Here is a 25,548-nt window from a genome sequence, read left to right as displayed (position 1 = left end):
GATGGAATGCAGCGTTCGCACACGCTCGTCCCGCCTCCAAACTCCGTGCCGCGGCAACAATTCCGCGCCGCCGAGGCGATCTCGGGGCTCCTGAGGAAGCTCCGGGATCTCCCGAGATCGTTCCGTGGCCCGAACAGTACTACTCACCCGACACAGCGCGGATAACACGATTCGTGGAATCCGGGATCACACCCAAGATCGCCCGGGCGGAGCAATACCGCGCGGGAATATGCCAAAACACCCCGAGCGACCTAACGCGAGCGGAGCAGTCCGCGCCGAATTGCCGCCACCGCCCGTCCTATTCGATCACCGAGCGTTTTCCGCAAGCAGCGATTCAGGTGACATTCGATCTGTATCGAACCACGCCGGTTTCGCTGCACTTTCGGGTGACTGTACGGCCGTGGTCCACGATGCTAGCGTCGCCGACGTCCGAACAACTCCCGCGATAAGCGGCACAAACACCCCTTTTCCGGAATCTTCTCGAATTCGCGGACACCGCGATTCGGTTCCCATTCATCTACGCATTCCGATACTCCGATGATTGGTGGTACTGGCGTGACTGTCACGGATCCGCTCACCCCGGGCGAGGTCGACGCACCGCAGTTGAGCCTGAGCACGGCGGCGGCCCGCAACCTCGCGACCACGACCAAGACCGTCCCGCAGATGCAGGGCATCACCTCCCGCTGGCTGCTGCGGATGCTGCCGTGGGTGCAGGCGGCCGGCGGCGTCTACCGGGTCAACCGGCGGCTGACCTACACGCTCGGCGACGGCCGACTGACCTTCACCAACACCGGAGCCGACGTGCGGGTCGTGCCGCAGGAACTGCGGGAACTGCCGCTGCTACGCGAATTCGACGACGAGCAGGCGCTGGGCGCGCTGGCCGACCGGTTCGTCCAACACGAGTACGAACCCGGGCAGGTGATCGCCACCGCCGGGCACCCCGCCGACCAGGTCGTGCTCATCGCACACGGCAAGGTCAACAAGATCGGCACCGGCGAGTACGGCGACGACACCGTGCTCGACGTCCTCGCCGACGGCGAGTACTTCGGCGCGCATGTGCTGACCGGCGAGGCGACCAACTGGGAGGCCACCTACAAGGCGGTCACCCGGTGCACCGTCCTCACCCTGCGGCACCAGAGCTTCCAGGAGTTGAACGGGCTCAACGAACCACTGCGGGAGCACGTCCGGCAGGTGCTGTCCGGCCCACAGCGGCCGCACAACCCGCACGGCGAGGCCGACATCAACATCGCCTCCGGCCACCGCGGCGAACCCGTGCTGTCGGGGACCTTCGTGGACTACGAGCTCAAGCCCCGTGAGTACGAGCTCAGCGTGGCGCAGACCATTCTTCGGGTGCACAGCCGGGTCGCCGACCTCTACAACCAACCGATGAACCAGACCGAACAGCAGTTGCGGCTGACCATCGAGGCGCTGCGCGAGCGCCAGGAGGACGAGCTGATCAACAACCGCGAGTTCGGCCTGCTGCACAACGCCGACCTGCGCCAGCGCATCCACACCCGCAGCGGCCCGCCCACTCCCGACGACATGGACGAACTGCTGTCGCTGGTCTGGAAGGAACCCGGATTCTTCCTGGCGCACCCGCGGACCATCGCCGCCTTCGGCCGCGAGTGCAACCGCCGCGGCATCTACCCGCAGAGCATCGACCTGCACGGCCACCAGGTCCCGGCCTGGCGCGGCGTGCCGATCCTGCCGTGCGACAAGCTCCGCGTCAGCGACACCCGCACCAGCAACATCCTGCTGATGCGCACCGGCGAGGAGAACCAGGGCGTCGTCGGCCTGCACCAGACCGGCATCCCCGACGAGTACCAGCCCGGCGTCAGCGTCCGGTTCATGGGCATCAACGACAAGGCCGTCATCTCCTACCTGGTCAGCGCCTACTACTCGGCGGCCATCCTGGTCCCGGACGCGATCGGGGTGCTCGAACACGTCGAGATCGGCCGCGAGGGCTGACCGCAGTCCGAAGTGGACTCCGATGAGACTCCGGAGCGGGTGACCGCGGTCCACCCGCTCCGGTCCCTCCCCCGACACGCCCTCCAACGCCACCCGAGGAGAACTGGACACCGTGACTGCCACCGAACCGGACACCGACGTCGAGCAGACCCCGCTCAGCCTCAGCACCGCAGCGGCGCGGAAGCTGTCGTCGACCACCAAGACACCACCGCAGATGCAGGGCATCACCTCGCGGTGGCTGGTGCGGATGCTGCCGTGGGTGAACGTCGAGGCCGGCACCTACCGGGTCAACCGCAGGTTGACCTACGCGGTCGGCGACGGCCGCATCACCTTCGCCTTCACCGGCGCAGACGTGCGGGTGATCCCCCAGAAACTCGCGGAGCTCCCGCTGCTGCGCGGCTTCGACGACGACTCCGCGCTGGGCGCGCTGGCCGACCGGTTCGTGCAACGCCAGTACGAGCCGGGCCAGGTCATTGCCTCCACCGGGGAACTCGCCGAGCAGGTGGTGCTGATCGCACACGGCAAGGTCAACCGGATCGGCCGCGGCGAGTACGGCGACGACACCGTGCTCGGCATCCTCGCCGACGGCGAGTTCTTCGGTGGCAACGCGCTCGCCCCCGACGAGACCACATGGGACAGTACGTTCCAGGCCGTCACGCCGTGCACCGTGCTGACGCTGAGCCGCCGGTCCCTGCGGGAGATCACCGACCAGTTCGACCACCTGCGGGCGCACATCGACCGCACCCGCAACCAACCCCGACCGCCGCAGAACAAACACGGCGAGGCCGGCATCGAGATCGCCTCCGGGCACTCCGGCGAACCGCGCATCCCCGGCACCTACGTGGACTACGAACTCGCGCCGCGCGAGTACGAACTGGCCGTGGCGCAAGCGGTGCTGCGGGTGCACAGCCGGGTCGCCGACCTCTACAACCAGCCCATGAACCAGACCGAACAGCAGTTGCGGCTGACCATCGAGGCGCTGCGGGAACGCCAGGAGGACGAGCTGATCAACAACCGCGAGTTCGGCCTGCTGCACAACGCCGATCCGCGCCAGCGCATCCACACCCGCAGCGGCCCGCCCACCCCCGACGACCTCGACGAGCTGCTGTGCCGACGGCGCAGGTCGCGGTTCTTCCTGGCGCACCCGCGCACCATCGCCGCCTTCGGCCGCGAGTGCAACCGCCGCGGCATCTACCCGCAGACCGTGGAGCTGGCGGGCCGCCAGGTGCACGCCTGGCGCGGCGTGCCGCTGCTGCCCAGCGACAAGATCCCGATCAGCGACCACGGCACGAGCTCCATCCTGTGCCTGCGCACCGGGGAGGAGGACAGCGGGGTCGTCGGCCTGCACCAGACCGGCATCCCCGACGAGTACCAGCCCGGCGTCAGCGTCCGGTTCATGGGCATCGACGACCGAGCCGTGATCTCCTACCTGGTCAGCGCCTACGTCGCCACGGCGGTCCTGGTGCCCGACGCTCTCGGCGTCCTGGAACACGTCGAAATCTCCCGCTGAGCGGCCGGATTCTGCTCCCCGGTCCAGCTTTTTCGCCAGGCCGTCTCGGCAGGACCATGGGACACCGGACCGGGGACGGCCGCCGAGCACCTCCGCGAACGAGTCGTCCAAACCCGAAGGGACAGTCGGATGGTTACCATGCAGCACGACGCCAGCAAGGCCGCGGCCGCGCACGAGGCGTTGACGCGCAGCCGCGCGGTTGTCGACCCAGCGTTGCGGGTCGCGGTCGACCGGCTGCCCACCCGGATGCAGCAGATCGCCGGCTACCACCTCGGCTGGTGGGACGAACGCGGCAACCCGGTGCACGCCGACCGCGGCAAGGCGATCCGCCCCGCGATGGTGCTGCTCTCCGCGGCGGCGGTGGGCGGCGACCCGAAGGCCGCGGTGCCCGCGGCGGTGGCCGTGGAGCTGGTGCACAACTTCTCACTGCTGCACGACGACGTGATGGACGGCGACGTCACGCGGCGGCACCGGCCCACCGCCTGGACCGTTTTCGGCAGCGGACCCGCCATCCTGGCCGGGGACGCGCTGCAGGCACTGGCCGTCGAGGTGCTCGCCGGCTGCGGGCACCCGGAGGCGACGACGGCGGTGCGCACGTTGCACACCGCCGTGCTGAACCTGATCAACGGCCAGGTCGCGGACCTGGCGTTCGAGGACCGCCGGAGCGTCGATCTGGCCGAGTGCCAGCGCATGGCCCGGGACAAGACGGGCGCGCTGCTGGGCTGCGCGTGCGCGCTGGGAGCGATGTTCGGCGGCGGCAGCGCCGAGCAGGTCGCCTGGTTGCGGGGCTTCGGCGAACGGCTGGGGCTGGCCTTCCAGCACGTCGACGACCTGCTGGGCATCTGGGGCGATCCGGCCGTGACCGGCAAACCGGTGTTCTCCGATCTGCGCACCCGGAAGAAGACCCTGCCGGTGGTTTCGGCCCTGACCTCCGGCACTCCCGCCGGGCGGCGGCTGGCTGCCCTCTACCTCCGCAACCAGCCGCTGTCCGGTAGCGACCTGGCCCACGCCGCCGAGCTGATCGAGCTGGCCGGCGGCCGGACGTGGAGCCAGAACCAGGCCGACGAGCTGCTGGCGGCCGCGCTGGGCGACCTGCGGCGGGCGGACCCCGGCCCGCGCGGCGCCGAGGAGCTCAACGCGCTCGCGCAGCTCGTCACGTGCCGCGACCACTGACCGACCGAAGTGGGGAGTGCATGCTGCTCGCTCGTGGTGCGCGGGATCGTCGAGCACGCGCTGGCCCGCCGCGCGGGCGAACAACGGTGTCCCTGGGTCAGCGGCGGGTGACCGCGCCGATCGCCCCCGCGGCCACCGCCGCGACGAGGAACGACGACAGCGACGCGCTCATCCAGATCGGGGCGGTGAAGCCGATCGCCTCCCGGACGTCCGTCCACAGCTGCGTCCACCAGCCCAGCTCGCCCGGGTTCACCAGCTGGAACACCGCGAAACCGAGCAGCCAGGCCGCCAGCATCCCCCAGCGGGACGGGGCCTGCGCGGACAGGTCCCAGCTGCGGCGGCGGGCGTGCACGAAGTAGTCCACCGCCAGCACACCGAACATCGGCACGAACACCGAGCCGATCAGCAGCAGGAAGTTCGCGAACTGCGCGATGTCCAGGGTCAGCGCCAGCAGCGTGGTCACCACGCCGACGACCAGGCTCAGCACCCGGCGGTCGGTGCTCGGCCGCAGGTTCTGGATCGACACCGCCGTGGAGTAGGTGTCGGCGAAGGACTGGTCGACCTCGCGGATCACCAGGACGGCGAAGAACACCACGCCCAGCGGCACCGCCAGCAGCGGGTCGAACGCGCGGTCCGCGTCCCCGCCGACCAGCGCCAGACCGAGCAGGCCCAGGAGATAGCAGGCGATCTGCGTGATCGAGTAGCCGACCGTGGCCGCGGTGAACGCGCCGGTGGCCGACCGCGAGTGCCGCGAGTAGTCGGAAGCGACCGGGAGCCAGGACACCGCGACGGCCAGGGCCGCGTCCGCACCCGGCCAGAACCCCTGCCAGGACCCGTCGTGCAGCTCCGGCAGCGGGTGCCGCAGCAGCTGCACGAAGAAGTACAGCATCGCGATGATCACCGCGATGCTGACGTAGCGGCGCAGCAACCGCAGCGCACCCAGCGGGCGCAGGGTGAGCGCCGTGGTGATCACCCCGGCGACCACGATGTAGAGCCACTGCGGGCCGCCGCCGAAGATCGCCTCCGCGCCCTGCGCGATGACCAGCAGCTCGAAGGTGCCCCACCCGACCAGCTGCAGGATGTTCAGCACGGTCGGCAGGTACGACAGCCGGGTGCCGAACAGCCCGCGCAGCAACATCATCGAGGGCGCGCCGGTGCGCGCGCCGGGGATCGCGGCGATCCCGACCATCACGCTGCCCAGTACCGTGCCCACCACGCACGCGGTGACCGCGGCGAGGAACGACAGCTGGGGCACGCCGCTGGGCGCGAGGACGGCCAGGGCGCCGCTGAACCCGAGCAGGCTCACGCCCAGGTTCCCCCAGAACGCGCCCTGGTCGAGCACGCCCAGCGTCCTGGGCGCGGGTTCGTCCAGGGTGTGCGGGGCTTCGCGGCGGTCGACGTCGTGCGCCATCAACAGCTCCCTACGCCGGCATTATCCGGACAGGTTCAGCGGTCGGTGGCACGTAAAGCCACCCTCTCAGCCCGGTGCGTCCGAGCTCCCGCGTGGATATGTCGGCGACACCTTACCCCGGTCGAGCGAGCCCCGGCAGGTGGGCCTGATCACCACCCGGCTCCGCCGCGGGGCGTGTCACCTCCTGGAGGGGACGCGCCGGCGGCTCGGGTTGACTTCGAGTTAACTGGAAGTCCTAGCCTCGGATTCGTTCCAGCGATCGCCGAAAGCGGGTGTTGACCATGGCTGTTCAGCTCAACCACACGATCGTCGCGGCCACCGACAAGATCGCCTCCGCGCGGTTCCTAACCGATCTGCTCGGGCTGCCCGAACCCGAGCCGTTCGGGCCGTTCATGTGCGTACAGACGAGCAACAACGTCACCCTGGATTTCCTCGAGACCGACGGGGAGATCACCTCGCAGCACTACGCGTTCCTGGTCAGCGAGGACGAGTTCGACGAGATCTTCGGCCGGATTCGCAAGCGGGGCCTGCCGTACTGGGCCGACCCGGCGCACCGCGAGGCCGGCGAGATCAACACCCGCGACGGCGGCCGCGGTGTCTACTTCGACGACCCCGACGGGCACAACATGGAGATCCTCACCCGGCCGTACGGCAGCGGTGCGTAACCGAGCCGCTCCGCGGGGCTCTCGCCCGGCTCTCTCCGGGACGCTCTCCCCAAGTCGCGTTCGGGCGGTTAGAGTCTGGTCTGACTACCTGGCCAGAACAGCGACGATGGGGACGACGATGCGCGTGGAGTACCTGTCCGACGACGAGCGGCGTCGGGCGGTCGGTCGTGGCTGAGCAGGTGGTGATGCGCCTCGACCACGGCGAGCAGGGCCTGCACGCCGAAGATCCGGGCGACAGTGCAGACCAGGGCCCAAGTGGCGGTGCACAGCGACTTCCCAGGAGAGGAGTGAGCTCGTGAGCGTCCCCGAACTCGACCGCCTGCGCCACCGGCTCAGCGAGGAGACCGCCCTGGTGGTGGCCTTCTCCGGCGGGGTGGACTCGGCACTGCTGGCGGCGGTGGCGCACGAGGCGCTGGGCGCGCGGATGCTCGCGGTCACCGCGGTGTCGCCCAGCCTGGCCGCGAGCGAGCGGCGGCAGGCCAGGCAGTTCGCCCGCGACCGCGGCATCCCGCACGTCGAGGTGTGCACCGACGAGGCGGACCGGCCTGAATACGCCGCCAACGACGGGAACCGCTGCTATCACTGCAAGTCCGCGCTGTTCGACGCGGTGGAGCCGCTGGCCGCGGCGATGGGTGCCCGCGTCGCGCTGGGCACCAACCTTGACGACCTCGGCGACCACCGCCCGGGGCAGCAGGCCGCCGCGCAGCGCGGCGCGATCGCGCCGCTGGTCGACGCCGGGCTCACCAAAGCCGCCGTCCGACTGGCCAGCCAGCAGCTCGGTCTGTCCACTGCGGACAAGCCGGCCGCGGCGTGCCTGGCGTCCCGCGTGGCCTACGGCGATCCGGTCACCCCGGAGGTGCTCGGCCGGATCGAGCGCGCCGAGGAGGCGGTGCACCGGTTGGGATTCGAGGTCTGCCGGGTCCGCGCGCACGGCCGGGGCTCGGTGGCGCGGCTGGAGCTTCCGGCCACCGACATCGAGCGTGCAGCGGCGCTGCACGACGAACTGGACCGCGCGGTGCGTGACGCCGGCTTCCGGTTCTGCTCCCTGGACCTGGCCGGATTCCGGAGTGGACGGATGAACGCGCTGCTGCCCCTGCTGCCGATGAGGACCGCGTCATGACCAGCTTCGCCGATCTGGGCTACGCGCGCGTGGACATCGACCGCGAGTCCCGCCAGGGGCTGCCGGAGGTGGTCTACGCGCCCGGCAAACGGCCCGCGGAGATCACCGGCATCGTCACCGAACTGCTCTCCCGCAGCACCGGCCCGGTGCTGGTGACCCGTGTTGAGCCCGAGGTCGCCGCGCAGGTCGACGTGCCAGGCGGCACCTACCACGAGGCCGCGCGGCTGCTGGTGTGGCGCCCGGCTCCGGCGGGTTCGTTCCGGGTCTGCATCGCCACCGCGGGCACCTCGGACGGCCCGGTGGCGGCCGAGGCCGAGGCGGTGGCGAGCGCGATCGGGCTGTCCACGTGGCTGGTCCGCGACATCGGGGTGGCCGGGATCCACCGGCTGCTGGCGGCGCGCGAGGAACTCGACCAAGCCGACGTGGTGATCGTGGTGGCCGGGATGGAGGGGGCGCTGGCCAGCGCCGTCGGCGGGCTGGTGGCCTGCCCGGTGATCGCGGTGCCCACCTCCACCGGGTATGGCGCGGCGTTGGAGGGCATCACCGCGCTGCTGGCGATGCTGACGTCCTGCGCGGCGGGGCTGACAGTGGTCAACATCGACTCCGGTTTCTCCGCCGCCATGGCCGCGCACCGATTGGCGCACACCGCAGCGAGGTCCCGATGATCCTGTGGCTCAATCCGGTTACCGGCGCGTCCGGAGACATGCTGTTGGGGGCGCTGCTCGGGCTGGGCGCGCCGGTGGCGGACGTGCGCGCCGCCGTGGCGTCGACCGGTCTCGCAGGGTGGCGGCTGGACGTCGAGCAGGTGCAGGTCGGCGGGATCGCGGCGACGAAGGCCGTGGTGGAGGTCGAGGACACCAGCACCGAGCGGCACGCCGCGGAGCTCCTCGACCGGGTGCGGCGGGCGCGGCCGGAGCCGGTGGCGGAGCTGGCCGCCAGGGCGATCGCCGCGATCGCCGACGTGGAAGGCGCCCTGCACGACAAGGATCCGGCCGAGGTGCACCTCCACGAGATCGGCGGGCTGGACACCGTGGTGGACACCGTCGGGGTGGCCGCGGCACTGCACGCCCTGGGGATCATCGAGGTGCGTTCCGCTCCGCTGGCGCTGGGCAGCGGAACGGTGCGGTGCAGCCACGGCGTACTGCCCGCGCCCGCGCCCGCGACGATGACGTTGTTGCGCGGCGCGGCCGTCGTGGGCACCGACCTGCCCGGCGAGACGGTGACCCCGACGGGCGCGGCGCTGCTGCAGGCGATGGGTACCCGCTTCACGCCACCTCCGGCGATGACCGTGCGGGGCACCGCTTATGGCGCGGGAACCCGCCGGTTCCCCCAGCGCCCCAACGTGCTCGCGGCGACCCTCGGCGTACCGTTGACCGCGGACCCGGCGGAGCCGATGGTCGCTCTGGAGTGCAATGTGGACGATGTCCCCGGCGAACTGCTGGGACACGTGGTCACCCGCGCGTTGCAGGCCGGGGCGGCGGACGCCTGGACGACCCCGGCGACAATGAAGAAGTCCCGCCCGGCCGCGGTGCTGCACGTGCTGTGCCGCCCCGAGCAGGAGCCGGCGCTGGCGGAACTCGTGCTGTCCGAAACGGGCAGCCTCGGCCTGCGTCGCCACGCGGTGGACCGCCACGCGCTGCCCCGCCGCACCACGACGGTGGAGGTGGACGGCCACCGGATCCGCATCAAACACGGGCCCTGGCACGCCAAACCGGAGCACGACGACGTGGTGGCGGCGGCGGAAGCCCTGGGCCGCCCGGTGCGCACCGTCGCCGCCCAAGCCCTCGCGGCCGCGGGCGAAGAGCCGTGACGTCCCGTCACAACCGACGCGCCGGTTTCGAGCCACCGCGAGTGAGCGGCACTCCTGTGCGCACGCGCGACACACGCCGTTCGCGGTGCGCGATCAGGCGCAGAACCGGTCGAGGGTGATCGGCAGGTCCCGGACCCGGATGCCGGTGGCGTGGTGGGCCGCGTTGGCGATCGCCGCCGCGGTGCCCACGATGCCCAGCTCGCCGATTCCCTTGGCACCCATCGGATTCACGTACGGGTCGTCCTCGTCGATCCAGTCCACCTCGATCTCGCCGACGTCGGCGTTGGTCGCGATGTGGTACTCGGCGAGGTCGTGGTTGACCACGTGCCCGAAGCGCGGGTCGACGTGACTCTGCTCGTGCAGCGCCATGGACAGCCCCATGGTCATCCCGCCCAGCAGCTGGGACCGCGCCGTCTTGGCGTTGATGATCCGCCCCGCGGCGAAGATGCCCAGCATCCGCGGCACCCGCACCTCCCCGGTGTCGACGTGCACCCGCACCTCGGCGAACTGCGCGCCGAAGCTGTGCATCGACATCTGCCCGGCGTAGGGGTTGTCCGGGATCGAACCGGTGACCTCCACGCCCTCGTCCGGGATCGGCGCGCTCGCCGGCAGCTGGGCGCGTAGTTGTCGCGCCGCGTCCACGATCGCCGAGCCCCAGCAGGTGATGCCGGTTGACCCGCCGGCGCCGGAGGCGTATGGCAGGTCGGTGTCGCCGATGCTCAGCTGCACGTCGGACATCTCCACGTCAAGCGCGTCCGCGGCGATCTGGGTCAGCGCGGTCCACGCCCCGGTGCCGATGTCGGCCGCCCCGATCAGCACCCGGTACCGGCCGTCCGGCCGCGCCTGGATGGTGGCCCGCGAGCCGGGCATGGCGAACACCGGGTACGTGGAGGCCGCGACCCCGGTACCGACCAGCCAGGGCCCGGAGCGCCCGGACCGGGGTGTTGGGTCGCGGTCGGTCCAGCCGAAGCGGCGCGCCCCCTCACGCAGGCAGGCCACCAGGTTGCGGCTGGAGAAGGGCCGCCCGGTGGCCGGGTCGGTCTCCGGTTCGTTACGGATGTGGAACTCGACGGGGTCCAGGCCGCAGGCGATCGCCATCTCGTCCATCGCGACCTCGAGGGCGAACATGCCGGGGCACTCGCCGGGCGCACGCATCCACGACGGCACCGGCGCGTCCAGCTCCACCAGCCGGTGCGTGGTGCGGCGGTTCGGCGCGGCGTACATGATGCGGGTGGGCACCGCGGTCTGCTCGGCGAACTCCTTGATCCGCGAGGTCTGCTCCACCACGTCGTGGCTGATCGCGGTCAGGTGACCCGCGGAGTCGCTGCCCAGCCGGACGCGCTGCACGGTGCCGGTGCGGTAGCCGACCACCGAGAACATCTGCTGGCGGGTGAGCACCAGCTTCACCGGCCGCGGTTCGACCAGTCGCGCGGCCATCGCGGCCAGCACCACGTGGGCGTGCGGCAGCCCCTTGGATCCGAAGCCGCCGCCGACGTGCGGGCACACCACGTGCACCTGCTGCTGGTCCAGGCCGAACAGCGCGGCGATCGTCTCGCGAACCCAGTGCACGCCCTGCGTCGAGTCGTGCAGCGTCAGGTCCCCGTCGGTCCACATCGCGATGGTGGCGTGCGGTTCGAGCGGGTTGTTGTACTCCTGCGGCGTGGTGTAGGTGGCGTCGACGACCACTTCGGCACTGGCCAGTGCCCCGTCCACGTCGCCTTCGACGGTATCGGTCTCGAACCCGCCGTTGACCTGCTCCGGGATGACCAGGTCGGTGCGTGCCGGGTGCAGTTCCACGTCGTGCTCGCGGGCCACGCAGGAGATCCGCACCAGCCGCGCCGCCCGGCGGGCCACCTCCGGACTCTCGGCCAGCACCGCGCCCACGAACTGCCCGCGGAAGCCGATCTCGGGCGACTGCAGGATCGCCAGCTCCGCATCGCGGGTCGACGCCAGCCGCGGCGCGTTCTCGTGGGTCAGCACCGCGACCACGCCGGGTTCGCTCATCGCCGCGACGGTGTCGATGCCGGTGACGCGCCCGGCGGCGATCTCGGACTGCAGCGGGTAGGCGTACACCGGCTGGTCGGCCGGGTGCTCGGCGGCGTAGACCGCGGCCCCCCGGACCTTCTCGGCGCCCTCGATGCGGTTGATCGGCGCTCCGATGAGCCTGGTCGTGGTGGTCATCGCCGCACCCCCACGAGTTCGGCGAGCACGCTGACGATCATGTTGCGTAGCAGGGGGATCTTGAACTCGTTGCCGGGCAGCGGGCGGGCGTGGGCCAGTTCGGCTTCGGCGGCCTCGTGGAACGCGGTCGTGGTCGCCCCCTCGCCGCGCAGCACGTCCTCGGCCCGCCGCGCGCGCCACGGCTTGTGCGCCACCCCGCCCAGCGCCAGCCGGACGTCGCGCACGGTGTCGTCCGGCGCGTCCAGCGCGGCGGCGACCGACACCAGCGCGAAGGCGAAGGAGGCGCGGTCGCGGGCCTTGCGGTAGCGCGAGTGGCTGGCAAAGTTCAGGTCCGGCACGTCCACCGAGGTGATCAGCTCGCCGTGCTCCAGCACCGTGTCCAGATCGGGCCGGTCGCCGGGCAGCCGGTGCAGCTCCTCCAGGGGGATGGTGCGCGTTCCGCCCGGGCCCTGGGTGTTGACCATGGCGTCGAGTGCGACGAGCGCGACCGCCATGTCGGAGGGGTGGGTGGCGATGCACGATTCGGAGGCGCCGAAGATCGCGTGCTCACGCTGGAAGCCACCGCGGGCAGAGCACCCGCTGCCCGGTTCCCGCTTGTTGCACGGCGTGGTGACGTCCTGGAAGTACACGCACCTGGTGCGCTGCAGCAGGTTTCCGCCGGTGGTGGCGAGATTGCGCAGCTGCCCGGACGCCCCGGCCAGCACCGCCTGGGACAGCACCGGGTAGCGGCGGCGGACGACCGGGTCGGCGGCGAGGGCGCTGTTGGTGACCGAGGCGCCGATGCGCAGCAAGCCGGGGTGCTGCTCGATCCGGTCGGAGGTCAGCCGCCGGACGTCGACCAGCACGTCCGGCTCGGTGACCTCGAGCTTCATCAGGTCCACCAGGTTGGTGCCCCCGGCCAGGTACTGCGCGCCGGGTGTGTCGGCCAGGGTGCGCACGGCGGTGTCGACGTCGGGGACGTGCTGGTAGCGGAACGGTTTCATCGCCGCGCCACCTCCGCGATGGCGGGGACGATGTTGGCGTAGGCGCCGCAGCGGCAGAGGTTGCCGCTCATCCGCTCACGGATCTCGTCCTCCAGTGACACGTCGTCCGCGGTGACCGCGCTGGGTTCACCGTCACGCAGCTCGCACAGCGCGCCGACCGCCGAGGTCACCTGCCCCGGCGTGCAGTAGCCGCACTGCAAGGCGTCGTGCTCGATGAAGGCGCGCTGCAGGGGGTGCAGGTCGCCGTCGGCGAGCCCGTCGGCCGTGCGGATGTCCGCCTCGTCGTAGGCCACGGCCAGCATGAGGCAGCTGTTGACCCGGCGGCCGTCGAGCAGCACCGTGCACGCGCCGCACTGGCCGTGGTCGCAGCCTTTCTTGGGGCTGGTGATGCCCAGGTGCTCCCGCAGCGCGTCGAGCACGGTGGTTCGGGTGTCGACGGTGAGCCGGTGTTCGGTGCCGTCGACGACCAGGGTGATCTCGGCTTCCACGGTGCCTCCCCTCCAGCGTTCGCCCGACAGGTCTACCCGACCGCGGCCCGCGTCACGCCCGGGACTGCGCGCGTGTGTGCTGCCTGACGGTTCGCCGGAATGTGCGACGTCCCCCGGGTGGCGGCGGTGGTCGCCGGGCTGGGGTTCCTGGTCGGTGGTTCACCTCCCGGTGCGCGCCGGGAAGTCGCTGCCGGTCCGTGGGTCCTCGATGTTCCGCCACGGGTCCGGCTTCTGCGCCAGCCGCCGCGCCATGTTGGCCAGCCCGTGGTCCCGCGGCCCGGCGCGGCCGAGTTCGCCGGGGTCCAGCGGGGTGGCCGCGGGGGCGCCGGGGCGGGCCCGCAGGGAGTACGGGGCGATCACCGTCTGGCCGTAGGCGTTGCGGTTGGTGTCCAGGAAGATCCGGTCGCCGCGCTTGTCCTTGCGCTGCTCGGTGGTCAGCCGCCGCGGCTCGTCGCGGGACGCCTCGTCGGCCAGCTCGCGCATCGCGGCCCGCACCTCGTCGAAGTCGCGGCGGCCGCGCAGCGGGGCGGCAACGTGGAAGCCCGTGCCGCCGGTGGCCTGCACGTGCGGGGACAGCCCGGCGTCGTGGAACCGCTCGCACGTCCGCCGCACCACCGAGCGCAGCTCGCCGATGCGAAAGCCGTCGGGCGGGTCCAGGTCCAGCACCGCGAGCACCGGCCGCTCCAGATCGTCCACTCTGGACAACCCGATGTGGAACTCCACGCAGCCCTGGTTGGCCAGGTAGAGCAGGGTCGCCGCGTCGTCCACCACCACGTGGTGCACCGGGCTCGGGGCGCCGCGCTGCGGCACCGGAACACGACGGACCCAGTCCGGGAAGTGCTCGGGGGCCTCCTTCTGGAAGAAACCGTCCGAGCCGATACCGTCCGGGAAACGGCGCATGGTCAGCGGTTTGCCGCGCAGGTGCCCGACCATGGTGTCGGCCACCGCCCGGTAGTACTCGACCACGTCCTGCTTGCGGTATCCGTCGTCGGGGTAGAGCAGCTTGTCCGCATGGGACACTTCGATGCGGTGTCCGCCGATTTCCAGCGTCGCAGTCATCGTGCCTCACGCACGTCGTCGTTGGTCCACCCGGTGAGCACTGACCTGGTGTGGCGCCGGCCGACCCCTTCTCGCCAAGCGTCGGGTCGTGGCACCGCGCACCACGGGCGCTCTCCCGGCTGCCCTGCGACGGGCGAGCGCCGAAGGTCTCCCCTGCGCCGACGGATCGCTGGCTTGTCCTCACCCATGCCGTGGGCGTACCCGCGTGCTCCACGGCGTAACCGCGGCTTGGCCGTGATCGAGCCGTTACCGGAAACACCGTCGTGTTGGGACGATCGGGTGAAACCTGGAACCAAGGGCGGCCGAATTTGTTCCTATGGGGCAAGAAACGTGGTGCCGCTCGACCCAGGAGACGATCCATGCACCAGCACGTGCACGCCGAGCTCATCGGCGGCCCGGAGGACGGCCGCTCGTTCATCATCCCCGCGGTGGACGCGGACTTACCGCTCGGGCAGTTCACCTTCCCGTCGGCGCGCGACGGCTCCGCCCCGTGCGCGCGCTACGACCGGCGCGACCGGCGCGCCGACGGGGTCTGGCGCTACCACTACGCGGGTGAGCAGGCGTTGTCGCGCTGACGCCGACTCCGCTGCCCGCATGATCACGCAGAGTCGCGGTCGGCTCACCTCCAGCCACACAGGAGACTCCGGCCACTGACACACACTTCCGCACCACGCGTCGAAAACGGAAGCCGCGACCCCCGACGGGGCATGCAGGTGAGGTGACGTCGGCGAACCCGGAGCGTCTGCGGTTCCGTCACGCGACCGAAGGTTTTCGGAGGACAAGCACCCAGATTCGCCTCCCAAGTTCGCCCGAATCTGGGGATCTGTAGTGTCTGGTGGCCTGCGGTGCGCCTGTTGCGGCAGCTGACATCTGGGAGTGCGAGGGGACGGAGCCGGGGCGTGCACCACGGGTGGGGGCGTAAGCCGTGGTGGCGCTGTGAGCAGAGACCTCCGGCCCGCCACCCTGCCTACGCTGGGTGACGGGGGGTTGTGGGAGGGTTCGGGTATGCGGATCGCCACCTGGAACGTCAACTCCGTCAGCGCCCGGCTGCCCAGGCTGCTCGACTGGCTGGGTACCGCCGAGCCCGATGTGCTGTGCCTCCAGGAGCTCAAGTGCGCCGAGGACGCCTTCCCGAGCGGCGAGATCGGCGAACTCGGCTACGAGGTCGCCGCCCACGGCACCGGCCGGTGGAACGGCGTGGCCGTGCTGTCCCGGGTCGGCCTCGAGGAGGTGCGACGCGGTCTGCTCGACGAACCCGGATATCTCGCCGACGGCGCGATGTTCGAGACCAAGGAGCCGCGGGCGATCGGCGCCACCTGCGGCGGCATCCGCGTCTGGTCGGTCTATGTACCCAACGGGCGCGAGGTCGGCCACGCGCACTACGCGTACAAGCTGCGCTGGCTCGACGCGCTGCGCGCCACCGCCGCCGCGGAGCTGTCCTCGCCCCGCCCCTTCGCGGTGCTCGGCGACTTCAACATCGCCCCGACCGACGCCGACGTCTGGGACATCACCGCCTTCGACGGCTGCACGCACGTCTCCGAGCAGGAGCGCAAGGCCCTGACCGCGCTGGCCGAGACCGGCCTGACGGAGGTCCGCCCACGCGCCCTGAAGTACGACGTGGCCTTCACCTACTGGGACTACCGGCAGCTGCGGTTCCCGAACAACCAGGGCATGCGCATCGACCTGATCTTCGGCAACGAGGCGTTCACCAGCTTGGTCGCCGACTCCTACGTCGACCGCGAGGCCCGCAAGGGCAAGGGCACCTCCGACCACGCCCCGGTCGTCGTCGACCTCACCGCGCCTTGATGCGTCACATCTGTGACCGGGGCAGCGCGATGATCGCAACAACGATGCCGACCAGCGTCACGAGGACCGCTGCCCACAGAGCGATCGTGGCGACGCGGCTGCGTCGGCCGAAACCTGCTGCCAGGACTCCTACGGCACCCCAGCACAGCACGAACCAGACCATGGACCAGAACAGGCTGTAGGGCAGGGCGACACCGGCCGAGCCGTAGCGCAGGTTGGCATCGATCGTCGCGACCCAGGTGGCGAGGCCACCGAGTGCCAAGACGGCGGCACCGAACGAGCCTGCGACCCGGGCGATGAGGGGTCGCGGCGACCCGGGGACCGAGTTCACGTCTGCCTCCTGCTGCCTGCGCTCGGCGGGATTGGTCATGACTACTGCGCCCTCTGCTGGCCGACGACGATCCGTGCAATGGCGTCAACTGATTCGGGCTTGTTCCAGTAGCCCGAGTGGTCGGTGCTCGGGTCCGTGGGGATGGTCTGCGCGCCGAAACTGGGATCACTCGGTGAGATCCCGAACCGCTGATCATCTATGCCATCGAGCTCGTCAAAGAGCGGTGGAACGCCAGCGTACTTGATCGCGTCCGCCTCTGATGTTCCAGACCACACATGCTCTGGAGGGACGCCGAGGTCATGAGCATGGTCGACACCGACACCTGGTGACCCAAGAAATGCGATGTCGTCGGCGTACACACCATGATCGCGGGAGGCGTATCCGACGACCGTACTTCCGTAGCTGTGTCCCAAGATCGTGTTGTGCGATGGCTGGCCTTCGTGGGTCACCCGCAGTCCCTGCTGGAAGTCGGAGAGATCCTGCTTGGCGTTGTTGGCGTAGTGCTCGGAGGCGGCCTCACCCAGGTTCGGGGGCGACTCGTAGCCTTCCCACACGATGGTCGCCACCTTCTGACCTGGAGGTGCCAGCTGCTGGGCTCGGTCGTAGATCGCCTGGTTGTTGTTCAGGTCGCCGTTCACGCCCCCCAGGTCGGAGAACGTGCCTGGCACGTAGGTCATAACGTGGTCGGCGGTGTCGGGGTTGCCGTGGGCGACGATGGCGCGGCCACGACTGTCAGCGGTGGGATCGAAGCCAATGAGGTACTTCTCGCTCTGACCGAGGCTGGTCTCCAGATCCGTGATTCCGTCCAGGGCTTCGTTGAGTTGTGTGACCTGCTCGGCCAGCTGGCGCGCCATCGGGTCTTTCGGATCGCTCAGTTGGCGCTGGGCTTGCCGGATTTCCTCGAGCTTGCTACGAACGTCTTCCCGGCTCGTCGCCAAGAGCCTGCGGTTCGCCTCGTCCCGGAAGACGACGGGCACGCCGTTGGTATTGCCGACCATCTGCGGGTACCGGTCGATCAGATCGGCTCTTTGGGACGCTGACAGCGATGTCCACATGGCGTGCACGGCGGCCGGGCCTTGGCGCATGGCATGCTCGAACATGCCCTTGGTAGCTTCCGCGGCACGGCTCTCCACCACCGTGGCAGCGTTGGCCAGCGCCACGGCGGCGGGGCTGGTGGGGTGCGCCCCAGCCTGCTCCCACGCGACGGACTGGGGCATGTTCTTGAGGTTGTCCTTGATCGAGTTCAGCCTCTGGACGAGTTTGTCGTGGGCGTTGCGTTCCAGGTCCCGCGCCTGCTGAACCGTGGCCTGAGCTTCCGCGAACGCCGCTTCCTGCTTCGCCTGAAGCGCGCGAGCGGCTTCTGCCTCTGCTGGGGCTGGCGGAACATCTCGTCCAGGCAGACTGACGTCCTGCGAAGGACTGGGAAGTGGCATGGGGGGATAGATCAGCGGGGCGAACACGGTCAGCTGACCTTTTCTCGCGACTTGCCTGGCCTGCTCCATGCGCGAGTTCACGGTGTCGATCTCGTCGCACCACACATCGACCGCTTGGGCGACTGCCGGAAACAGCTGCGCGAGGGTGTCTCCATCGCGGCCCTGTCGGGTGGCCCAGCTCTGGAAGGCTTCTGATGCCGGGCCTTCCCATTCGCTGGCGGCATGGTTCCGCGCCATGTACTGCCCGGAGGCGACGCGCTCGGTGGCAGTTCCCAAGCCGCGGACCTGCTGCGCGTAGGCCCGCATCGTGCCGGGATTTCCGGCAACCCACGTGTTCAGAGTCATGATCTGCTAGCACCCCAGTTGCTCGAACATCCCGGCGTTGCCGTCGTCGGTGTCGATGTAGGTGGCCTTGTTGGCGTGCAGGTCCGCCGCTCCGCGGTGCACGGTCTCGACGTAGCCAGCGGCGGCGCGGATCAGGTCGGCCACGGTCGCCGAGACCGCGGCGCTGGAAGGGCCCGCGTCCCCCGGCGGAAGCGGCTGCGCCTTGCCCAGCTCGTCGGTCGAGCGCTCAATACCTCCTGCCAGTTCGGCCAGCGTCGCCGGATCGATCCGGACGTTCACCCCGATCCCTCCCCGTGATCATTGTGATGATCGTCACAACGATCACGACCGTAGCGAAGCCACTACCGAGCGGGCACCGGGTTTCTACTCATTCCCCGCCGAGCTCACCCGGACAGAGCAGACCCCCACAGCAGGCGGGACTGCTGCAGGGCGCAGGAGCGCGGCAGGGGTTCCGAGTGGCGCAACACCTGCCCGCAGACTCGGAACGGTCACGGCGCGGGGCGCGGTCGAGCAGGCGGGGCGGGGTAACCTCGGAGTGTTTGAGCAGCAGGCGCAGCACGGTCAACGGGTACGGGCCGTGATGGCGGGCGAGCTCGGTGATCCGCGGTGTCCTGGGTGAAGGCGTCGGCGCAGTCGGCGGCGAGCTGGTCGCGGCGGTCGGGGTCAAGGTCATCGAATTCGCTGCGCAGGGCGCGGTGATCTCCCGGTGCGCCGGGCCGCCGCAGTGGGACACCGGCCACTGTGGTCAGCAGGCGGTGCACCGCGCCGTAGGACAGGCCCTCCTGGAACATTAGCCCGATCGCCGTCGCCGGTCCTGGGCGGCAGCGTCCCGGTCGAAGCCGAGCTGGGCTGCGAAGCGGAGCCGGCGTGCCCGGACTTCACCGGTGCGGACGAGGTCTTCCGCACGTTGCGGGCCCGGCAGTTCGACCTGGCGCTGGGCGAGCTGCGACCGGCATCCCCGACCGGCTCGAACCGAGCCTGGTGGCCAGCATCGACGCGGGCCGCCGCCAGGGTGGCGCGGGCGGAACGGCTGCCCAGCGAGCTGTTGCGGATCACTCGCCCAGGCGCATCAGCAGATGCCCGCGGCGGTGTCGTTCCCCCTCGTGCGGCTCCCGCAGCATCCGGCCGACCTCGACGAACCCGGCCTCGGCGGCCAGTTCCGCGAGGTCGTCGATCGGCCACCGGTAGGCCGTCACCACCTTGTGGTCGAACGGCACCACCGGCTCGCCCTCCGACTCGAAGAAGGCGAGCAGGAGGTGGCCGCCGGGCGCGAGCACCCGCCGGAACTCGGCGAAGTACGGGGGCACGTCCTGCGGTGGGGTGTGGATGATCGAGTACCAGGACACGATGCCGGTCAGCTCGCCGTCGGCCAGGTCCAGGGCGTCCATCGAACCGACCTCGAAGCGCAGGTCCGGGTGTGCCTCGCGGGCAAGGTCGATCATCACCGGCGACAGGTCGATGCCGAAGACGTCCAGCCCCATATCCCGCAGGTGCGCGGTCACGCAGCCGGGGCCGCAGCCCAGCTCGGCGACGCGCCCGGTGGTTCGCGTGAGCTCGGCGAACGCGGCGAGCACCGCACGATCCAGCGGAAAGCCGTCGAGCGCGTCGCGGGCCATATCGGCGTAGCGGACCGCGACGGCATCGTATGCCTCCGCTGTCGCGCGGAGATGGGAGGAAGTTCCAGTCACGTGCGCGGACTCTAGAATCTCCTCCCTCAGTCCCTACGGTGCGGGTTCGAGCTCGTCGAAGATCAGCCAGCTGTGGCAGCTGCGGACGCCCGGCAGCGACTGGATGTGGTCGAACACGAGGCTGCGCAGGGACAGGTTGTCCTCGGTACGCACCAGCACGACCATGTCGAAGTCGCCCGCCACGAGCGCCACGCGCTCAACCCCTTCGACGGTGGCCAGCCGCCGCGACACCTCCCGCCAGGTGTCCTGCTCGATGCGCAGGCCGATGAACGCCGCGGTGCCCAACCCCGCCTTCACCGGATCGACGCGCGCGTGGAATCCGGTGATCACACCGCTGCTCACCAGCCGCTCCATCCGGCTGTGCGCGTTGGTCCGGGAGATGTTCACCCGCTCCGCCAGGGTGCGGACGGACATCCGCCCGTCCCGCCGCAGCTCGTCGACGATGCGGGCGTCCACGTCGTCGAGGGCGGGGGCCAAACGTCCGGCCCGCCCGCGCCGGGACACCTCCGCGCTGGACGTTCGGTCTGCCATCACGCACCTCTGGAGCCGTTCGTGCCGATTCTCCAGCCATGACTTGTATCACGTTTGGCGCTCACCCACCATCCAATGCCAGTCGTCCAGCATGGGAGGTGCCCGCCGTGGAATGGCTTCCGTCGCCCACCCCGGTTCGGCTGCTGGAGCAGCCCGACCCGAGCTACCCGATGCCTGCCCCGGAACGGTTGCTGGCCGCGTACCGGGCGATGGTGGTGGGCCGCCGGTTCGACGCGCAGGCCACCACGCTCACCAAGCAGGGGCGTCTCGCGGTGTACCCGTCCTCGCGCGGCCAGGAGGCGTGCCAGGTGGGCGCGGCGCTGAGCATCGGCGCCGACGACTGGCTGTTCCCGACCTACCGGGACTCGGTCGCGCTGGTCACCCGCGGCATCGACCCGGTGCAGGTGCTGACGCTGCTGCGCGGCGACTGGCACTGCGGCTACGACGTGCCCAGCACGCGCACCGCACCGCAGTGCACCCCGCTGGCGACGCAGACGCTGCACGCCGTCGGGTTGGCCCATGGCGAGGCGCGCAAGGGCCGCGACACGGTCGCGCTCGCGCTGATCGGTGACGGCGCCACCAGCGAGGGCGACTTCCACGAGGCGTTGAACTTCGCGGCCGTCTTCCGCGCCCCGGTGGTGTTCCTGGTGCAGAACAACGGTTACGCGATCAGCGTCCCGCTGGCCAAACAGTCGGTCGCGCCGTCCTTGGCGCACAAGGGAATCGGCTACGGGGTGCACAGCGAGCAGGTGGATGGCAACGACGCGGCCGCGGTGCTGTCGGTGCTGGAGACCGCGGTGGCGCACGCCCGCGGTGGCGGCGGGCCGTTCCTGGTCGAGGCGCACACCTACCGGATGGAACCGCACACCAACGCCGACGACGCCGGGCGCTACCGCTCGCCTGATGAGGTGGAGCGCTGGAAGCAGCGGGACCCGATCGACCGGCTGGGCCGCCACCTGCGGCAGGCGGGTCACCTTGACGACGCCGAGGCCGAGCGGATCAGCGCGGCAGCCGAGGAGTTCGCCGCCGAGGTGCGGACCCGCATGCAGGAAGAACCCGTCGTCGAGCCCGCGGACCTCTTCCGCCACGTCTACGCCGAACCGACCCCGCAGCTGGTCGAGCAGCTCGCCCAGCTCCGAGCCGAACGGGAGGCGTTGTGATGGCACCGACGAGCATGGCGCAGGCGCTCAACGCGGCGCTGCGGGACGCCGTCGCCGAGGACGAGCGCGTGGTGGTGTTCGGCGAGGACGTGGGGCGCCTGGGCGGCGTCTTCCGGATCACCGACGGACTGCAGGACGCCTTCGGCGAACAACGGTGTTTCGACACCCCGCTGGCCGAGTCCGGCATCGTGGGGTTCGCGATCGGCATGGCGATGGCCGGGTTCCGCCCGGTGGTGGAGATGCAGTTCGACGCCTTCGCGTTCCCCGCCTTCGAGCAGGTCGTCTCGCACGTGGCGAAGATGCGCAACCGCACCCGCGGCGCGGTGGAGCTGCCGATGGTCATCCGGGTGCCGTTCGCGGGCGGCATCGGCGGCGTCGAGCACCACTGCGACTCCAGCGAGGCGTACTACGCGCACACCCCGGGCCTCAAGGTCGTCGCCCCGGCCACCCCGACGGACGCCTACGCCATGCTGCGCGAGGCCATCGGCGATCCCGACCCGGTGGTGTTCCTGGAGACCAAGAAGCTGTACTGGTCCAAAGAGGACATTAAACTGCCGGTGACCGCCGAACCGATCGGCCGCGCGGTGGTTCGCCGCGAGGGCAGCGACGCGACGCTGCTCGCCTTCGGTCCTGGTGTGCCGCTGGCGTTGGAAACCGCCGAGGCCGCCACGGCCGAGGGGTGGGACGTCCAGGTCGTGGACCTGCGCAGCCTGGTGCCCTTCGACGATGCCACGGTGACCGAGGCCGTGCGCCGCACCGGGCGGTGCGTGGTGCTCCAGGAGGCGCCTGGCTTCGCCGGTGTGGGCGCGGAGATCGCGGCGCGCGTGCAGGAACGCTGTTTTCACTCGCTGGCCGCGCCGGTACTGCGGGTGTCCGGGTTCGACATCCCGTACCCTCCACCGAAGCTGGAGCACGTGCACCTGCCGAGCGTGGACCGGGTGCTCGACGCGATCGCCCGGCTCCAGTGGGACGACGAGCCGGACGCGACGTGGCTGCCCGGGCGCGGGAACGACATGGAGGGTGCGGCATGACCGGCTTGGCGCAGTTCACGTTGCCCGATCTCGGCGAGGGGCTGACCGAGGCGGAGATCGTGCGGTGGCACGTGGCGGTCGGCGACCGCGTCGAGGCCGACCAGGTCGTCGTGGAGGTGGAGACGGCCAAGGCGGTGGTGGACGTGCCCTGCCCGCACGCGGGAGTGGTCCAGCAGCTGCACGGCGAGCCCGGCGACGTGGTGGCGGTGGGCGCGCCGCTGACGACGATCGCCACGGATGCTCACGAGCAGTACCGAAGCGAGGAACGCGCAGGGTCGGGGCACGTGCTGGTCGGCTACGGCACGGGTGCCGCGACGAGCCGCCGTCGCCGTCGCGCCCGCCCGGTGCACACCACGACCCGCACGAACGGATCTACTGCGCCGCGCGTGATCTCGCCGATCGTGCGCCGCCTGGCTCGGCAGCACGGAATCGATTTGTCTCATGTGGATGGAAGTGGCCCCGGCGGGGTCATCCTGCGCCGCGATGTGGACGCGTTGCGCGCTGCTGCGGCCGGGTCGTCGTCCCCCCTGGGCGCGGCGGATACCGGCGGCGGTGCTGCCGCGGACGGTGAGGTCAGGATTCCGCTGCGGGGGCTGCGGGGCGCCGTGGCGGACAAGCTCACCCGCAGCCGGCGCGAGATCCCGGACGCCAGCACGTGGGTGGATGTGGACGCCACGGGGCTGCTGGAGGCGCGGGCGCTGCTCAAGCAGCGCAACGACGTCAGCCTGCTGTCGCTGATCGCCCGGTTCTGCGTGGCGGGCCTGCGCCGCTTCCCCGAGCTGAACTCCACAGTGGATAGCGAACGCGGCGAGATCGTCCAGTTCGGACACATCAATCTGGGTTTCGCGGCGCAGACACCGCGCGGCCTGCTGGTTCCGGTGGTCCGCGACGCGCACCGGATGAGCACCGCCGAGCTGTCCGAGGCGATCGCGGCCACCACCGAGCAGGCGCGCGCGGACGAGCTGGAACCCAGGCAACTCACCGGGGGCACGTTCACGCTGAACAACTACGGCGTTTTCGGGGTGGACGGCTCCACCCCGATCATCAACCATCCGGAGGCTGCGATCCTGGGCGTCGGCCGCATCATCGACCGGCCGTGGGCGCACGAGGGCCAACTGGTGCTGCGCAAGGTGACCCAGCTGTCCCTGACGTTCGACCACCGGGTCTGCGACGGAGCAACAGCGGGAGGGTTCCTCCGCTACGTGGCGGACTGCGTCGAGAACCCGATCACGGCCCTGGCCGACCTCTGAGCGAGAACCGGGCAGCACTCGGGTGCCCCGCCTGCACCGCTGCAGGTGGCCGGATGAGCGATGGGCGCCTTTCGTGGCCGTCACTCGTCCGGGGTTTCGGCGGTGGCGTGGTCGTAGTAGACGAGGACGCCGGTGGCACCGTGGAGGGCGAACGCCGCTTCCGGGCTCGCCGGTTCGCCGGAGAGCTCGATGAGTTCGCGCAGCGTCACGTTGACCAGGTCGTCCAGGTCCCGCCAGCGCTGCGCCGGACGGTCCGCGTCGTAGGCGTCCGGGGCGAAGTCGGTTTCGCAGCGCCGCAGACCTTCCCGCAGGTGGCGCACCAGCTTCCGGTAGGTGCCCTCGGCCCACGTCGGCGCCAGGTCGTCCGCGCGCTGGGCGAGCCGACCGGCCATGTGGATGATGTCGTCGACGTGGTTGCCGAGCCACCTGCGCCGGCGGTGGATGGCGCCGAGTTCCGGCCAGCGCTTGCGCGCCGCCTGCCGGGACCGCCCGGTGATCGCGCTGAGGTCCGCGAGGCTCGCGCCGAGCCACACCGCCTCCGCCGCCGCTTCGGCGGTCTGCGCTCCCGCCGCCGCGACGACGAGTTTCTCCGCTTCCAGCGCGGCACGGAACCTGCCCAGCGCCACCAGGCGGCGCTGCTGCTCGTCACCGACGTCGCTGCTTTTGGGTCCCGGGTCGAGCACCTCCACCTCGACCGCGTCCGCCAGCCGCCGGACCGCACGTCGGGCCTCGTCGACCCCCATGACCACCTCCTGTAAACCTGTGGTTCACAGCGTACAGGTTGTCAACCACGGGTTCACATCCGGATTTCTCCGGGACATCCGCAACTGGCCCGGCGAACTGCGCGACCGCTGCGCGAACCGCAGTCGCCAACCCTGGCACGGCACGGCGTTTCCGCAGGTCAGGGCGAACATGAACGTGCTGTTCACATTTGACTCGCGATCCGCGGCGGCGCCAGAATCCAGCTCTCCCCAAGCACGCCCCCAACCAGGGGTTTCTTCGTCGTGCCCGGAAAAAGGAGCAACACATGATCCACGCCCGCGGCCTGACCCGCCGGTTCACCGCGCGACGCCACCAGGTGGAGGCCGTGCGCGGCCTGGACCTGGACGTCGAGCCCGGTCAACTGGTCGCGTTCCTCGGCCCCAATGGGGCCGGGAAGTCCACCATCCTGCGGATGCTGACCACGCTGCTGCCGCCCACCTCCGGCACCGCCACCGTCGCCGGGCGCGACATCACCACCGACCCGGCCGGGGTGCGCGCCCGGATCGGCTACGTCGGCCAGCGCGCCAGTGCCGGCGAGAACCACCGGGTCCGGGACGAGCTGGTCAACCAGGGCCGCTGCCACGGGCTGCCCCGGTGGCAGGCCCGCCACCGCGCCGAGGAACTGCTCGACCTGACCCCGCTGGCCGACCGCAAGCCGGGCACCCTCTCCGGTGGCCAGCGCCGCCGGGTCGACATCGCGATCGGCCTGGTCAACCGACCGGCGCTGTTGTTCCTTGACGAGCCCTCCACCGGGCTGGACCCGCAGAGCCGGGCCGACATCTGGCAGCACATCCTGCGCCTGCGCAGTGTTCCTCGCGCTCACCGGCCGCAGCCTGCGCGAGA

Annotated in this window: 24 protein-coding genes, 1 pseudogene and 1 riboswitch; of the genes and pseudogenes, 14 read left to right on the top strand and 11 right to left on the bottom strand. The window is 70.7% G+C overall.

Annotated features, from left to right (window positions below):
* Positions 1-555 precede the first annotated feature (555 nt).
* From IEY17_RS13455 to IEY17_RS13445, 3 genes are all read left to right on the top strand, one after another.
* Entirely contained in the window at positions 556-1,968 is a 1,413-nt protein-coding gene (locus IEY17_RS13455) for a family 2B encapsulin nanocompartment shell protein (protein ID WP_229680124.1), read from the top strand.
* A gap of 112 nt (positions 1,969-2,080) precedes the next feature.
* Positions 2,081-3,478: a family 2B encapsulin nanocompartment shell protein gene (locus IEY17_RS13450; protein WP_229680123.1), complete on the top strand. Its 1,398-nt coding sequence runs from the start codon at positions 2,081-2,083 to the stop codon at positions 3,476-3,478.
* Between the two features lie 129 nt (positions 3,479-3,607).
* Positions 3,608-4,651 (top strand): family 2 encapsulin nanocompartment cargo protein polyprenyl transferase, encoded by a 1,044-nt coding sequence (locus tag IEY17_RS13445; protein ID WP_373289877.1) that lies wholly within the window; start codon positions 3,608-3,610, stop codon positions 4,649-4,651.
* Between the two features lie 97 nt (positions 4,652-4,748).
* Here the strand turns inward: IEY17_RS13445 and IEY17_RS13440 are convergent, their stop codons facing one another.
* A complete protein-coding gene (locus tag IEY17_RS13440) occupies positions 4,749-6,062 on the bottom strand; it encodes a purine-cytosine permease family protein (protein ID WP_188987700.1) in 1,314 nt (437 codons plus the stop codon).
* Positions 6,053-6,164, bottom strand: a riboswitch (TPP riboswitch). It overlaps the preceding gene by 10 nt.
* Positions 6,165-6,343: 179 nt before the next feature.
* Between IEY17_RS13440 and IEY17_RS13435 the strand changes: the two genes are divergently transcribed.
* The 4 genes from IEY17_RS13435 to larC all read left to right on the top strand — a co-directional run bounded on the left by IEY17_RS13435 (position 6,344) and on the right by larC (position 9,657).
* Positions 6,344-6,727: a VOC family protein gene (locus IEY17_RS13435; RefSeq protein WP_188987699.1), complete on the top strand. Its 384-nt coding sequence runs from the start codon at positions 6,344-6,346 to the stop codon at positions 6,725-6,727.
* Between the two features lie 295 nt (positions 6,728-7,022).
* Positions 7,023-7,847 carry an ATP-dependent sacrificial sulfur transferase LarE gene (larE, locus tag IEY17_RS13430; RefSeq protein ID WP_188987698.1) on the top strand — a complete coding sequence of 275 codons (825 nt, stop codon included), beginning with the start codon at positions 7,023-7,025 and terminating at the stop codon, positions 7,845-7,847.
* On the top strand, positions 7,844-8,512 hold the full coding sequence (gene larB, locus IEY17_RS13425) for a nickel pincer cofactor biosynthesis protein LarB (RefSeq protein WP_188987697.1): 669 nt from the start codon (positions 7,844-7,846) through the stop codon (positions 8,510-8,512). The genes larE and larB overlap by 4 nt, the downstream gene beginning before the upstream one ends.
* On the top strand, positions 8,509-9,657 hold the full coding sequence (larC, locus tag IEY17_RS13420) for a nickel pincer cofactor biosynthesis protein LarC (RefSeq protein ID WP_188987696.1): 1,149 nt from the start codon (positions 8,509-8,511) through the stop codon (positions 9,655-9,657). Before larB ends, larC begins: the two co-directional genes overlap by 4 nt.
* 93 nt (positions 9,658-9,750) lie before the next feature.
* On the opposite strand, the gene IEY17_RS13415 is transcribed toward larC, so the two are convergent.
* From IEY17_RS13415 to ligD, 4 genes are all read right to left on the bottom strand, one after another.
* A complete protein-coding gene (locus tag IEY17_RS13415) occupies positions 9,751-11,838 on the bottom strand; it encodes a xanthine dehydrogenase family protein molybdopterin-binding subunit (RefSeq protein WP_188987695.1) in 2,088 nt (695 codons plus the stop codon).
* Positions 11,835-12,821 carry an FAD binding domain-containing protein gene (locus IEY17_RS13410; RefSeq protein ID WP_188987694.1) on the bottom strand — a complete coding sequence of 329 codons (987 nt, stop codon included), beginning with the start codon at positions 12,819-12,821 and terminating at the stop codon, positions 11,835-11,837. Before IEY17_RS13410 ends, IEY17_RS13415 begins: the two co-directional genes overlap by 4 nt.
* Positions 12,818-13,309: a 2Fe-2S iron-sulfur cluster-binding protein gene (locus IEY17_RS13405; RefSeq protein ID WP_188987693.1), complete on the bottom strand. Its 492-nt coding sequence runs from the start codon at positions 13,307-13,309 to the stop codon at positions 12,818-12,820. The genes IEY17_RS13410 and IEY17_RS13405 overlap by 4 nt, the downstream gene beginning before the upstream one ends.
* Before the next feature lie 159 nt (positions 13,310-13,468).
* Positions 13,469-14,368, bottom strand: a complete 900-nt coding sequence (gene ligD / locus IEY17_RS13400) for a non-homologous end-joining DNA ligase (protein WP_188987692.1) — start codon at positions 14,366-14,368, stop codon at positions 13,469-13,471.
* A gap of 359 nt (positions 14,369-14,727) precedes the next feature.
* Here ligD and IEY17_RS13395 point away from each other — a divergent pair, with 359 nt between their 5' ends.
* Both IEY17_RS13395 and IEY17_RS13390 read left to right on the top strand, forming a co-directional pair.
* A complete protein-coding gene (locus tag IEY17_RS13395) occupies positions 14,728-14,943 on the top strand; it encodes a hypothetical protein (protein WP_188987691.1) in 216 nt (71 codons plus the stop codon).
* A 430-nt stretch (positions 14,944-15,373) separates the two neighbouring features.
* The gene (locus tag IEY17_RS13390) at positions 15,374-16,174 is read left to right on the top strand and encodes an exodeoxyribonuclease III (RefSeq protein ID WP_188987777.1); all 801 of its coding nucleotides are present in this window, start codon (positions 15,374-15,376) and stop codon (positions 16,172-16,174) included.
* A gap of 4 nt (positions 16,175-16,178) precedes the next feature.
* On the opposite strand, the gene IEY17_RS13385 is transcribed toward IEY17_RS13390, so the two are convergent.
* The 3 genes from IEY17_RS13385 to IEY17_RS13375 are packed head-to-tail and all read right to left on the bottom strand — an operon-like array spanning position 16,179 to position 18,562.
* Positions 16,179-16,544: a hypothetical protein gene (locus tag IEY17_RS13385; RefSeq protein WP_188987690.1), complete on the bottom strand. Its 366-nt coding sequence runs from the start codon at positions 16,542-16,544 to the stop codon at positions 16,179-16,181.
* A 2-nt stretch (positions 16,545-16,546) separates the two neighbouring features.
* Positions 16,547-18,283, bottom strand: coding sequence for an alpha/beta hydrolase (locus tag IEY17_RS25425; RefSeq protein WP_229680122.1), 1,737 nt, complete (start codon positions 18,281-18,283; stop codon positions 16,547-16,549).
* Between the two features lie 6 nt (positions 18,284-18,289).
* Entirely contained in the window at positions 18,290-18,562 is a 273-nt protein-coding gene (locus tag IEY17_RS13375; protein WP_229680121.1) for a hypothetical protein, read from the bottom strand.
* A 317-nt stretch (positions 18,563-18,879) separates the two neighbouring features.
* Here IEY17_RS13375 and IEY17_RS13370 point away from each other — a divergent pair, with 317 nt between their 5' ends.
* Positions 18,880-19,077 carry a hypothetical protein gene (locus IEY17_RS13370; protein ID WP_188987689.1) on the top strand — a complete coding sequence of 66 codons (198 nt, stop codon included), beginning with the start codon at positions 18,880-18,882 and terminating at the stop codon, positions 19,075-19,077.
* Between the two features lie 258 nt (positions 19,078-19,335).
* Here IEY17_RS13370 and IEY17_RS13365 read toward each other — a convergent pair whose 3' ends face one another.
* Positions 19,336-19,971 carry a class I SAM-dependent methyltransferase gene (locus IEY17_RS13365; protein ID WP_188987688.1) on the bottom strand — a complete coding sequence of 212 codons (636 nt, stop codon included), beginning with the start codon at positions 19,969-19,971 and terminating at the stop codon, positions 19,336-19,338.
* A 33-nt stretch (positions 19,972-20,004) separates the two neighbouring features.
* Positions 20,005-20,502: an Lrp/AsnC family transcriptional regulator gene (locus IEY17_RS13360; protein ID WP_188987687.1), complete on the bottom strand. Its 498-nt coding sequence runs from the start codon at positions 20,500-20,502 to the stop codon at positions 20,005-20,007.
* A 107-nt stretch (positions 20,503-20,609) separates the two neighbouring features.
* Between IEY17_RS13360 and pdhA the strand changes: the two genes are divergently transcribed.
* The 3 genes from pdhA to IEY17_RS13345 are packed head-to-tail and all read left to right on the top strand — an operon-like array spanning position 20,610 to position 23,943.
* Positions 20,610-21,662 (top strand): pyruvate dehydrogenase (acetyl-transferring) E1 component subunit alpha, encoded by a 1,053-nt coding sequence (gene pdhA / locus IEY17_RS13355; RefSeq protein WP_373289876.1) that lies wholly within the window; start codon positions 20,610-20,612, stop codon positions 21,660-21,662.
* Positions 21,662-22,693 (top strand): alpha-ketoacid dehydrogenase subunit beta, encoded by a 1,032-nt coding sequence (locus IEY17_RS13350; RefSeq protein WP_188987685.1) that lies wholly within the window; start codon positions 21,662-21,664, stop codon positions 22,691-22,693. The genes pdhA and IEY17_RS13350 overlap by 1 nt, the downstream gene beginning before the upstream one ends.
* A gap of 5 nt (positions 22,694-22,698) precedes the next feature.
* Positions 22,699-23,943 carry a dihydrolipoamide acetyltransferase family protein gene (locus IEY17_RS13345; RefSeq protein ID WP_229680137.1) on the top strand — a complete coding sequence of 415 codons (1,245 nt, stop codon included), beginning with the start codon at positions 22,699-22,701 and terminating at the stop codon, positions 23,941-23,943.
* Between the two features lie 80 nt (positions 23,944-24,023).
* Here IEY17_RS13345 and IEY17_RS13340 read toward each other — a convergent pair whose 3' ends face one another.
* Positions 24,024-24,686 (bottom strand): hypothetical protein, encoded by a 663-nt coding sequence (locus tag IEY17_RS13340; protein ID WP_188987683.1) that lies wholly within the window; start codon positions 24,684-24,686, stop codon positions 24,024-24,026.
* Between the two features lie 284 nt (positions 24,687-24,970).
* On the opposite strand from IEY17_RS13340, the pseudogene IEY17_RS13335 reads away from it, so the two are divergent.
* Positions 24,971-25,513 (top strand): annotated as a pseudogene (locus IEY17_RS13335) (ABC transporter ATP-binding protein); the annotation flags it as partial.
* Between the last annotated feature and the right edge of the window lie 35 nt (positions 25,514-25,548).

The organism is Saccharopolyspora thermophila (genome assembly GCF_014646075.1).
Taxonomy (GTDB): Bacteria; Actinomycetota; Actinomycetes; order Mycobacteriales; family Pseudonocardiaceae; genus Saccharopolyspora; species Saccharopolyspora thermophila.
Note: the sequence above shows the minus strand (reverse complement) of the source record. Positions and strands in the feature narration are given on the sequence as shown.

What these genes read in the sequence shown, in the direction of transcription:
- IEY17_RS13445 (WP_373289877.1), top strand. Translation starts at nt 3,608, where the DNA reads ATGGTTACCATGCAGCACGACGCCAGCAAGGCCGCGGCCGCGCACGAG.
- IEY17_RS13440 (WP_188987700.1), bottom strand. Translation starts at nt 6,062, where the DNA reads ATGGCGCACGACGTCGACCGCCGCGAAGCCCCGCACACCCTGGACGAA.
- IEY17_RS13435 (WP_188987699.1), top strand. Translation starts at nt 6,344, where the DNA reads ATGGCTGTTCAGCTCAACCACACGATCGTCGCGGCCACCGACAAGATC.
- larB (WP_188987697.1), top strand. Translation starts at nt 7,844, where the DNA reads ATGACCAGCTTCGCCGATCTGGGCTACGCGCGCGTGGACATCGACCGC.
- larC (WP_188987696.1), top strand. Translation starts at nt 8,509, where the DNA reads ATGATCCTGTGGCTCAATCCGGTTACCGGCGCGTCCGGAGACATGCTG.
- IEY17_RS13415 (WP_188987695.1), bottom strand. Translation starts at nt 11,838, where the DNA reads ATGACCACCACGACCAGGCTCATCGGAGCGCCGATCAACCGCATCGAG.
- IEY17_RS13410 (WP_188987694.1), bottom strand. Translation starts at nt 12,821, where the DNA reads ATGAAACCGTTCCGCTACCAGCACGTCCCCGACGTCGACACCGCCGTG.
- ligD (WP_188987692.1), bottom strand. Translation starts at nt 14,368, where the DNA reads ATGACTGCGACGCTGGAAATCGGCGGACACCGCATCGAAGTGTCCCAT.
- IEY17_RS13395 (WP_188987691.1), top strand. Translation starts at nt 14,728, where the DNA reads ATGCACCAGCACGTGCACGCCGAGCTCATCGGCGGCCCGGAGGACGGC.
- IEY17_RS13390 (WP_188987777.1), top strand. Translation starts at nt 15,374, where the DNA reads ATGCGGATCGCCACCTGGAACGTCAACTCCGTCAGCGCCCGGCTGCCC.
- IEY17_RS13385 (WP_188987690.1), bottom strand. Translation starts at nt 16,544, where the DNA reads ATGACCAATCCCGCCGAGCGCAGGCAGCAGGAGGCAGACGTGAACTCG.
- IEY17_RS25425 (WP_229680122.1), bottom strand. Translation starts at nt 18,283, where the DNA reads ATGACTCTGAACACGTGGGTTGCCGGAAATCCCGGCACGATGCGGGCC.
- IEY17_RS13360 (WP_188987687.1), bottom strand. Translation starts at nt 20,502, where the DNA reads ATGGCAGACCGAACGTCCAGCGCGGAGGTGTCCCGGCGCGGGCGGGCC.
- IEY17_RS13350 (WP_188987685.1), top strand. Translation starts at nt 21,662, where the DNA reads ATGGCACCGACGAGCATGGCGCAGGCGCTCAACGCGGCGCTGCGGGAC.
- IEY17_RS13340 (WP_188987683.1), bottom strand. Translation starts at nt 24,686, where the DNA reads ATGGGGGTCGACGAGGCCCGACGTGCGGTCCGGCGGCTGGCGGACGCG.